The sequence below is a fragment of the Aestuariivirga sp. genome, from assembly GCF_020252395.1.
Classification (GTDB): Bacteria; Pseudomonadota; Alphaproteobacteria; order Rhizobiales; family Aestuariivirgaceae; genus Aestuariivirga.
This window is the reverse complement of record NZ_JADCDB010000013.1, coordinates 1-8,897: the sequence shown is the minus strand read 5'-3', so window position 1 is coordinate 8,897 and position 8,897 is coordinate 1. Positions and strand designations below refer to the sequence as shown.

Here is an 8,897-nt window from a genome sequence, read left to right as displayed (position 1 = left end):
GCGTGCGCCAGAGCATTCCGCATCCAGTGGATCCGGCAGCGCTGGTGGGTTGCGTTGAAGACCCGGCGCGCCGCTGCCCGCAGGCCCTTGTGGTCGCCGGCGATGACCAGCTTGACGCCGCGCAGCCCGCGGCTGGCGAGGTGGAGGGGCTTGCGGAAGATGTCCTGCAGCTCGTCCTCGCCTGCAATCTGGCGGGTGATGTCGCGAATGGTACGCCCCAGATAGGTTCGGAGGGTACGAAGCGCCTTGTTGGCGCGCTTGAACTGTTTTGCATGGGCATAGCGCTGGCGCCGGATCAGGGCGAACGTGCCGGCCCGCGTATAGGACTGGCGGAGGTCGAGACCCGTCTTCTTCGCCAGCGCCACCAGCCGCTCGCGGGCGCGGTTCAGGAGCTTGGCGTCGGTCGGGAACATGATGTTCTTGGGCTGCACCGTGGTGTCGACGATCACCCGCCTGGTGTCCTCGGGCCGCATTGCCCCGGTCTTCACCGCCACGGACAGGCTCTCCTGCAGCAGGGACATGATGCGCTCCTCGCCCATCCTCTGCCGCCAGCGGGTCATCGAAGAGCGGTCGAAGGGCAGATCGTGCCGGAAGAAGGCATCGCCGCAGAAGAACTGGAAATAGGGGTTCTCCACCCAGCGGGCGCAGAGATCCTCGTCCGAGAGATTGAACGTATGCTTGAGGATCGCCAGCCCGGCCATCAGCCGCGTGGGCAGGGGCGGCATGCCCGGCCCGTCGCTGTAGACCTCGCCGCAGCGGGCTTCGATGGCCTCCCACGACACCGTCTTCGCCAGCCGAACGAGCTCATGGTTCATGTTGATGATCTGGTCGAGGCGTGACCAGAACAGGTCCATCTCGCCGGTCTCGCGCCGCTCACGTGGCTTCATCGCCGAATCCTCCACCGTTCTCCCGACGGAGTGAATCACGCTTCGTGACCACAGTGAATCGAAAAACGAATTTGCAAGGAAATCACTGCCACCAGCCCGCTTTCCTGCAAAATCGGAGACTTCGAGCGACGCAATCAGAGTCCCAAATCAACGGCTTGGGAATTGTTCACGGGGGACTAAGCCGAAGCCTGGCATATGTGACGATAATCCTAACGGCAATCGCGGCGATCTCATAGTGACCAAAATACCATCCGGCGCCAATTAGACCACAGGCGGCGGCGGCGACCACTGAAAACCAAATGTGCTTCATCCCAATTACGTGCTCACTTAGAACTTGTCCCGTTTGCCTGAACAGTTCTCCCGGTTTGTTGAGTGAAGCCGCCGCCCAGGCGGTGCGGTGCAGCAGCCCGTCATTGTTCGAATCCATGAATACATTAGAGCGCGACACCTCGCCGATCGAGACGCCGTCGCCGTTGAGATCGAGGAGAATGGGCTTGGGGCCGCCGTAGGTGGGAGTGGGGCCTGCGGGTTCGTGTTTCTGGTTGCCCTTATCGGCGTCCTTCAAGGACTCAGAAGACTGGCTTGACGAACTGGAAGAGGCCGAGGACGAGGGACCACTCAGGTCATTGCGTTGCCTTTCCAGATCGAGCTCGCGGAGCCTTTGTCCGAGCGAGAGTTGCAGCACTCTGGGTTGGCTGCAATCGACGCCGGTCCGAAGCGCGATGGCGGCGGCCTCACGTTTCCGTGACAGACTTGCGGGGGCCCGCTTACGCTACTATGCCGTTTGAGGCATCGAAAGCTAAGGGAGCATCGTTCACATGATCAAAGTGAATATCAATGGCCAGGACCGGGAGGTCGATGCCGAACCCGACATGCCGCTTCTCTGGGCAATCCGGGATGTGCTCAATCTGACGGGAACGAAGTTCGGTTGCGGTCTGGCCCAGTGCGGCGCCTGCACTGTTCACCTTGACGGCCAGCCCATCAGGTCCTGCCAGACGGCGATCGGCGATGTTGGAGCCGGCAGGATCACCACCATCGAGGGCGTGTCCGGAAAGGTGGCGGAGACCGTTCAGGCGGTGTGGACCGAGCTTGACGTGCCGCAATGCGGCTATTGCCAGTCCGGCCAGATCATGTCGGCGGTGGCGCTCCTCGAGCAGAACCGGAAACCCCAGGACTCCGATATCGATGAAGCCCTGTCAGGCAACCTGTGCCGCTGCGCGACCTACGCCCGCATCCGGTCCGCCGTCCACGAAGCAGCCCGCCGTCTGGAGGCCTGAGCCATGTACCCCAAGCTCTTTGACACTTTCTCTGCACCACTGGCTTCAGTGAAGCCCAGCCGCCGCTCTTTGGTGCTCGGCGCGCTGGCGTCTGGCCTCGTCCTGTCGGTCGGTTTCCGCTGGCAATCGTCGGCGCAGGCTCAGGAGGCCGCCAAGCCGCATCCGTTCAATCCCTACATCTCGATCGCCGCTGACGGCAAGATCACCATCTACTCCTCGCAGTTCGAGATGGGCCAGGGCGCCTATTTCGGCATTGCGACGCTGGTGAACGAGGAACTCGACGCCGACTGGGCGCAGATCAATGTGGTCGGCGGCTTCGGCGATGTTGCGGCGTTCGGCAACCTGGCCTGGGGCGGCGCCGCCCAGGGCACCGGCGGCTCGACCTCGATGACCTCATCCTGGGAACGCTATCGGACAGCGGGTGCGGCGCTCCGCATGATGCTGGCCGAGGCAGCGTCGAAAGCGTGGGGCGTGCCGGTTTCCGAAGTCAGCACTGCCAGGGGCATTGTTTCTCATCCATCGGGCAAGACGGCGACTTACGCCGAACTGGTCACGGCGGCCTCGGCACTGCTCGTGCCCGCAACCGTTCCGCTGAAGCCGCGCACCGCCTGGACGCAGATCGGCAAAGCCGGGCTGAAGCGCTACGACTCGCGCATGAAGACCGATGGCTCCGCCCAGTTCACCATTGACGTGAAGCTGCCGGGCATGGCGACGGCGGTGATCATCCATCCGCCTAAGTTCGGCGCCACGGTGGCTTCGTTCGATGCATCGAAGGCGAAGGACGTGAAAGGCTTCGTTGACGCGGTTCAGATATCGCGCGGCGTCGCGGTTGTCGCCGAAAACATGTGGTCGGCCCTGAAGGCCCGCGACCTGGTGTCGGTGGCGTGGATCGAGGACAAGGCCGAGCAGCGGAACTCCGCCGATATCCTCGTGGCCTATGAGACACAGTCAAAGGCGGCGCCGCTCGCAGTGGCCCGCAACGACGGCGATGCGGCGGGCGCCCTCGCTGCGGCCGGCAAGGTGCTGGAGGCCAGCTTCTCGTTCCCCTATCTGGCGCATGCGGCACTCGAGCCGCTGAATGCGGTGGCCAGCATGACCGATGGTACGCTGGAGATCTGGGGCGGGCACCAGATGCCCGATCTCTACCAGTATATCGGCTCGCAGATTGCCGGGACGACGCCCGACAAGGTGAAGCTGCATGTCATGAAGACCGGCGGTGGCTTTGGCCGCCGCGCGGTGTTCGACGCCGATGTCGTTGCGGAAGCGGTTGAGACCGCCAAAGCTCTCGCCTGGTCACGCCCCGTGAAGGTTCAGTGGACCCGCGAGAACGACATGCGCGGCGGGCGGTACCGACCGGCCTATGTCCATGCCATGAAGGCAGGCCTTGACAAGGATGGCAAGATCATCGCCTGGTCGAACCACATCGTCGGGCAGTCGATCATGTCGGGCACGCTGTTTGAAGGCATGGCGGTCAAGAACGGTGTCGACTTCACCTCGGTCGAGGGCGCGGCGAACGTGCCTTATGACATTCCCAATGTTGCTGTGGGGCTCTCGACCATGCAGGCGGGCGTTCCCGTTCTCTGGTGGCGGGCCGTCGGCTCCACCCACACGGCCTATGCGGTCGAGACCTTCCTCGATGAAGTGGCCGAGGCGGCGGGCAAGGACCCCGTGGCGTTGCGTCTCGAGCTTCTCGACAAGCACCCCCGCCACATGGCGGCGCTGAAGCTTGCGGCGGAAAAGGCGGGCTGGGACAAGCCCGCGGCGGAGGGCCGCTTCCGCGGTGTCGCGGTCGCCGAGTCCTTTGGCTCGGTGGTGGCTCAGATCGCCGAGATCAGCATTCCAAGTCCTGGCCAGATCAAGGTTGAGCGAGTCGTCTGCGCGGTCGATTGCGGCACGGCGATCAACCCCGATCAGGTCGCAGCGCAGATGGAAGGCGGCATCGGGTTTGGCCTGAGTTCGATCCTCGGCGAGGAAATCACCCTCACCGCCGGGGCCGTCGACCAGGGCAACTACGACAGTTACACGCCGCTGCGCATCGAGCAGATGCCGAAGGTCGAGGTTCACATCGTTCCCTCGGAGGGGCCGCCCACCGGCGCCGGCGAGCCCGGTGTGCCGCCGGCCGGACCGGCGCTGGCCAATGCAGTCTATCAGGCCACCAGGAAGCGGATAAGGACGCTGCCCTTCTCGAAAGGCTTTACGGCATAACCTGACCGTTTCCGTCTGAAATGCCGGGGCCGGGTGTCCGTCGTCAGATAATTTGAGACGTTCGGGCGCGTGATCGAAGAGAGGATCTGGCGCATCTGGGTTTGATGTTAGGCGGCCTTGCCGCGGTGTTGCAAGCGTCGGGTCTTGATTGTGTCGCGTTTGATCCCTTCTCGTTCCAGCAGGATCGTCTGATCGCGGTCGAAGTAGACATCGTCCGGCGTCAGGTTGCCGTTGCTCTCATGGTAGCGGAGATGATTGTAGTAGGCGACGAAGTCGCCGATCTTCTGCTTGAGATCGCCAGGCAGGTGGTAGTTCTCGAGCAGGATGCGGTTTTTTGAGCGTCTGGTGCCAGCGCTAGGTCTTGCCCTGCATCTGGGGATGGAATGGCGCCCCGCGGACATGATCCATCCGCTTGTCGCGAGCCAGTCCGCCAGGTCACCGGCGATGTAGGACGAGCCGTTGTCGCTCAACAGCCTTGGCAGGTAAACGACGTGCATGCTGTCGAGGCCTGCAGCTTCGAGCGCCATGGTCAGCGTCTCCGTGACATCGCTTGCCTTCACCGGCTCTTATGGCCGGGTGGCAGCCTTTGCGCGGGGGTAGCAGGCAGAATGTCAGCGTGAGCAACAGACCACGGGACGCGGGACCTTTGTTCCGCTGTCTTTCCGCCCGGGAGAGGCCTTCCAGTACGACAGGAGCGAGAACTTTGCAGTGCTGGGCGGCGGGAACGCCACGCTCGGCGGATCCCACAACCAGCTTCAGACCTATAAGGCCCAAATCCCCTCGCTGTTCCGGACGAATGCCGTCCTTGTCACCTCGGATGGGATCGCGGCGCGCGTAGAGTCTCTGACCGCCGATCAAGAGCGCTTCATGCCCTGGCGCACCACGGACGGCAAGGCGGTGGCCGAAAAGGGCCAGCCGGAGCTCAGCGTTCTGGTCGAAGGGGTGTTTGACCGCCAACGGTTTCTCGAACTTCTGCGCGATTTCACTGTGTTTGGAGAAACTGGTAGGGGTATTGCGAAGATCATCGCGGGTTACCACCAGTTCCATGCGGTGAAACGGGCGGTGGCCTCCACCTTGCGGGCGCTGTCCTTCAAAGAAGCTCCGGCTTCTTCAGGTAACCGGGGCGGTGGCTTCGCCGAGGACCCTGCCGATTTCGGCCTTCCTGGCGTCACCGGCTATCCGCGGGGCGACAAGCGGATTGGCGTGATCTGGCACACGCAAGGGTCGGGCAAGAGTCTGCTTATGGCCTTCTACGCCGGGCAACTTGTGCGCCACCCGGATCTCGAGAATCCGACGATCATCGTCATCACGGACCGGAATGATCTTGACGATCAGCTGTTCGGCACCTTCGCCATGTGCCGGGATCTGATCCGCCAAACGCCTGCGCAAGCGGAAAGCTGCGACGATCTGAAGGCTGTGCTCAACCGCGCGGCCGGCGGCGTGATCTTCACCACCATCCAGAAGTTCACGCCTGCGGCGGGGGAACAGACCTATCCGTTGCTATCCGCACGGCGCAATATTGTGGTCATCGCGGATGAGGCGCACCGCAGCCAATATGGTTTCAAGGCCCGCATCGAGCAGAAGACCGGGGCGATGGCCTATGGCTTTTCGAAATATCTGCGTGATGGGCTGCCGAACGCCTCCTTCATCGGGTTCACTGGAACGCCGATTGAAAAGGACGATGTGAACACGCCTGCCGTGTTCGGCGAATACATCGACGTTTACGACATCGGCCGGGCAGTAGAAGACGGCGCCACGGTCCCGATCTACTACGAGAGCCGCCTTGCGCGCATCGAGCTGCCCGACGAGGAGAAGCCAAAGATCGATGCCGAGATTGAGGAGCTGACCGAAGACGAGGCAACGACCGAGCAGGAGCGCATCAAGCGCAAATAGGCAACCGTTGAAGCACTGGTCGGCTCGGAGAAGCGCCTTGCGATGGTTGCCGCCGATCTGGTGCGGCACTTCGAAAATCGGGTCGCCGCCATGGATGGCAAAGCCATGGTGGTTTGTATGAGCCGGCGCATCTGCGTGGCGCTCTATAACCAGATCATCGCGCTTCGGCCCGATTGGCACAGCGACGACGACGCCGCGGGCGCGATCAAGGTTGTGATGACCGGATCGGCCGCCGATCCTCAGGGGTGGCAACCACACATCGGAACGAAAGCATGTCGCGATCTCTTGGCAAAGCGCGCCAAGGACCCGAAGGACACGCTGAAGCTCGTAATCGTCAGGGATATGTGGCTTACCGGCTTCGACGCTCCGTCGATGCATACAATGTATATCGACAAGCCCATGAAGGGCCATGGGCTGATGCAGGCTATTGCGAGGGTGAACCGGGTTTTCCGCGATAAGCCCGCTGGCCTCGTTGTCGATTATACCGGGATCGCCCAGAACCTGAAAAATGCACTCGGCCAGTATTCCGGCTCGGATCAGCGTCAGGCCGGAATCGATGAGGCCGAAGCGGTTGCCGTGCTGCTTGAGAAGTACGAGGCCGTGAAGGCCATGTACCACGGCTTCGATTATGCGCGAGGCTTGGCTGGTACGCCGCATCATCGCCTTGTCGTGCTTGCCGAAGCGATCGAATGGATACTTGGTCGCCAGCACGACGCCGCGGCCAAGGAAACCAGCGAGGACGGCAAGCGCCGCGAAAGCCGTCGGTATCAGGATGCAGTGCTCGCGCTTTCCAAGGCATTCGCCTTGGCCTCCGCAAGCGATGAGGCCCGCGACATCCGCGATGAAGTAGGCTTCTTCCAGACGGTTCGTGCCGCCCTCGTAAAATCGGCAGAAGGCTCCGGAAAGAGCAGTGCGGATCGGGAGTTCGCAATCCAGCAGATCTTGGATCGGGCAGTCGTTTCAACTGAGATCGTGGACATTCTCGCTGCCGCCGGCATCACGACGCCGGATATCTCAATCCTGTCGGACGAGTTCCTCGCCGAGGTTCAGCAGCTCGAAAAGAAAAACCTCGCGCTTGAGGCCTTGCGTAAGCTGTTGAACGATGAAATCCGCTCCCGCAGCAAAACGAACGTGGTCGAGACCAAGCACTTTTCCGAGCGACTGGAAGCCGCTATCGCCCGCTACCACACGAACGCAATCAGCACCGTCGAGGTGTTGCAGGAACTAATCGACCTCGCCAAGGAAGTCCGCGCCGCCCGCAGGCGCGGTGAAGATGAAGGCCTTTCTCAGGACGAGATCGCCTTCTATGATGCTTTGGCCGAAAGCGAGAGTGCCGTCGAACTGATGGGCAACATTCCCTTAAGGTGATCGCGCACGAACTGCTGGTTGGTCTGAAGAGCAGCGTTTCTGTGGATTGGTCACACCGTGAAAGTGCGCGGGCGCGGATTCGGGTCTTGGTGAAGCGCATTCTGCGTAAGCACGGCTACCCGCCCGATCTTCAGGACGCTGCCGTGCAAACCGTCCTTCGCCAAGCGGAAGCGCTCTCTGCCAGCTGGGCGCAGCGAGCTGAATGGCTTGTTCGTGCTTCCGAATGACCCCAAATACGGACACAGTGCGGACATGACACAAAACCCCGCCAGCGGAGGCTGGCGGGGTTTTTTGCAAGCTATTGATCCTGCTTGGGGATTTTGGTTGCGGGAGCCAGATTTGAACTGACGACCTTCAGGTTATGAGCCTGACGAGCTACCGGGCTGCTCCATCCCGCGTCATTGCGCGAGGGCGATATAGCAACGCGCAGTGGCTTTGTGAACCCCTCACGGCACTTTTCTTTTCGGTTTGATGTGACTATTTCCGTGAGCCACTCGCTCGCGGCGCTGCAGTTGCCTTCATCATGGCTGCGACGCATGGCGCACACGGCTCCAGCAACGTTCCTCGCGAACTTCAGCTGCGCTCGGAGCCTGTACGGATAATCTGATTTTTGTTGCATTTGTGCAATGGGTTCAGCGGGATGTTCTGGCTCATGTTGCGGCCTTGGCCAGTTTGCAGAGGTTGTGGACGGTGCGGATCAGGCTCCATTCGGCTCTGACGTTCTTCAGTCCCCTGAGGAGGAACTGCCGGAAGCCTCTGGCGTGCTTGATTTGACCGAAGACGGGTTCGACGACCTGCTTTCGTAGCCTGTAGCGCGACGACCGGCCGGCCTTCCGGATCTTTTTGGCCATGGCGGCCATCAGCGGTTTGCCGGTCAGCCTGCGCTGTCCGGCGGCGTGTGGCTGGCCGTGCTTGGCGCGGCCTGGCGCCAGGTAGGCCTTGATCTTGCGCTCCGCCGGGGCCTGCAGATTGGCCTCAGTGGCAAAACCACTGTCGCCTGAGACCTCGTGCAATGCGCAGCCCAGATTGGCCTTGGCCTGATCCACCAGCGGGATGAGAGCGCCGTAATCGGCGGGATTGCCCGCCAGGCGCTGGGCGATGATGATCTGATGGTCTTGATCGATGGCGATCTGCGCATTGTAACCCGCGATGAAACCGTCCCGCGTGGGCTGGATGCGGCTGTCGGGATCGGTGAAGTTGCGCTGTGCCTTGTCAGGCGGACCCTCAGGCCTGACGTGTTTACGCTGCCCGCGCTCCTCCATCCCGG

General features: G+C 62.1%; 6 protein-coding genes, 1 tRNA gene and 3 pseudogenes. 5 read left to right on the top strand and 5 right to left on the bottom strand.

Translation table 11 applies throughout. The features are described 5' to 3' along the window. The coding region (locus IOC82_RS07685; RefSeq protein ID WP_290545596.1) for an IS5 family transposase at positions 1-887 on the bottom strand (887 nt) is incomplete at its 3' end. A gap of 166 nt (positions 888-1,053) precedes the next feature. Further along, positions 1,054-1,452: a hypothetical protein gene (locus IOC82_RS07680; RefSeq protein ID WP_290545595.1), complete on the bottom strand. Its 399-nt coding sequence runs from the start codon at positions 1,450-1,452 to the stop codon at positions 1,054-1,056. Positions 1,453-1,705: 253 nt separating this feature from the next. Here IOC82_RS07680 and IOC82_RS07675 point away from each other — a divergent pair, with 253 nt between their 5' ends. Continuing rightward, complete coding sequence (locus IOC82_RS07675) at positions 1,706-2,164, top strand: (2Fe-2S)-binding protein (protein ID WP_290545594.1); 459 nt, start codon at positions 1,706-1,708, stop codon at positions 2,162-2,164. Between the two features lie 3 nt (positions 2,165-2,167). Continuing rightward, positions 2,168-4,369: a xanthine dehydrogenase family protein molybdopterin-binding subunit gene (locus tag IOC82_RS07670; RefSeq protein WP_290545593.1), complete on the top strand. Its 2,202-nt coding sequence runs from the start codon at positions 2,168-2,170 to the stop codon at positions 4,367-4,369. A gap of 107 nt (positions 4,370-4,476) precedes the next feature. On the opposite strand, the pseudogene IOC82_RS07665 reads toward IOC82_RS07670, so the two are convergent. Continuing rightward, positions 4,477-4,929 (bottom strand): annotated as a pseudogene (locus tag IOC82_RS07665) (integrase core domain-containing protein); the annotation flags it as partial. On the opposite strand from IOC82_RS07665, the pseudogene IOC82_RS07660 reads away from it, so the two are divergent. From IOC82_RS07660 to IOC82_RS07650, 3 genes and pseudogenes are all read left to right on the top strand, one after another. Then, positions 4,910-5,089: pseudogene (locus tag IOC82_RS07660) on the top strand (IS21 family transposase); the annotation flags it as partial. The pseudogenes IOC82_RS07665 and IOC82_RS07660 overlap by 20 nt on opposite strands. 147 nt (positions 5,090-5,236) lie before the next feature. Further along, positions 5,237-6,262 (top strand): DEAD/DEAH box helicase family protein, encoded by a 1,026-nt coding sequence (locus IOC82_RS07655; protein ID WP_290545597.1) that lies wholly within the window; start codon positions 5,237-5,239, stop codon positions 6,260-6,262. A 42-nt stretch (positions 6,263-6,304) separates the two neighbouring features. Continuing rightward, positions 6,305-7,857: pseudogene (locus IOC82_RS07650) on the top strand (type I restriction enzyme endonuclease domain-containing protein). Between the two features lie 94 nt (positions 7,858-7,951). Here the strand turns inward: IOC82_RS07650 and IOC82_RS07640 are convergent. Continuing rightward, a tRNA-Met gene (locus tag IOC82_RS07640) sits at positions 7,952-8,028 on the bottom strand. 252 nt (positions 8,029-8,280) lie between these two features. Beyond that, a partial coding sequence (locus IOC82_RS07635) for a transposase (protein ID WP_290545590.1) occupies positions 8,281-8,897 on the bottom strand: 617 nt, incomplete at its 5' end.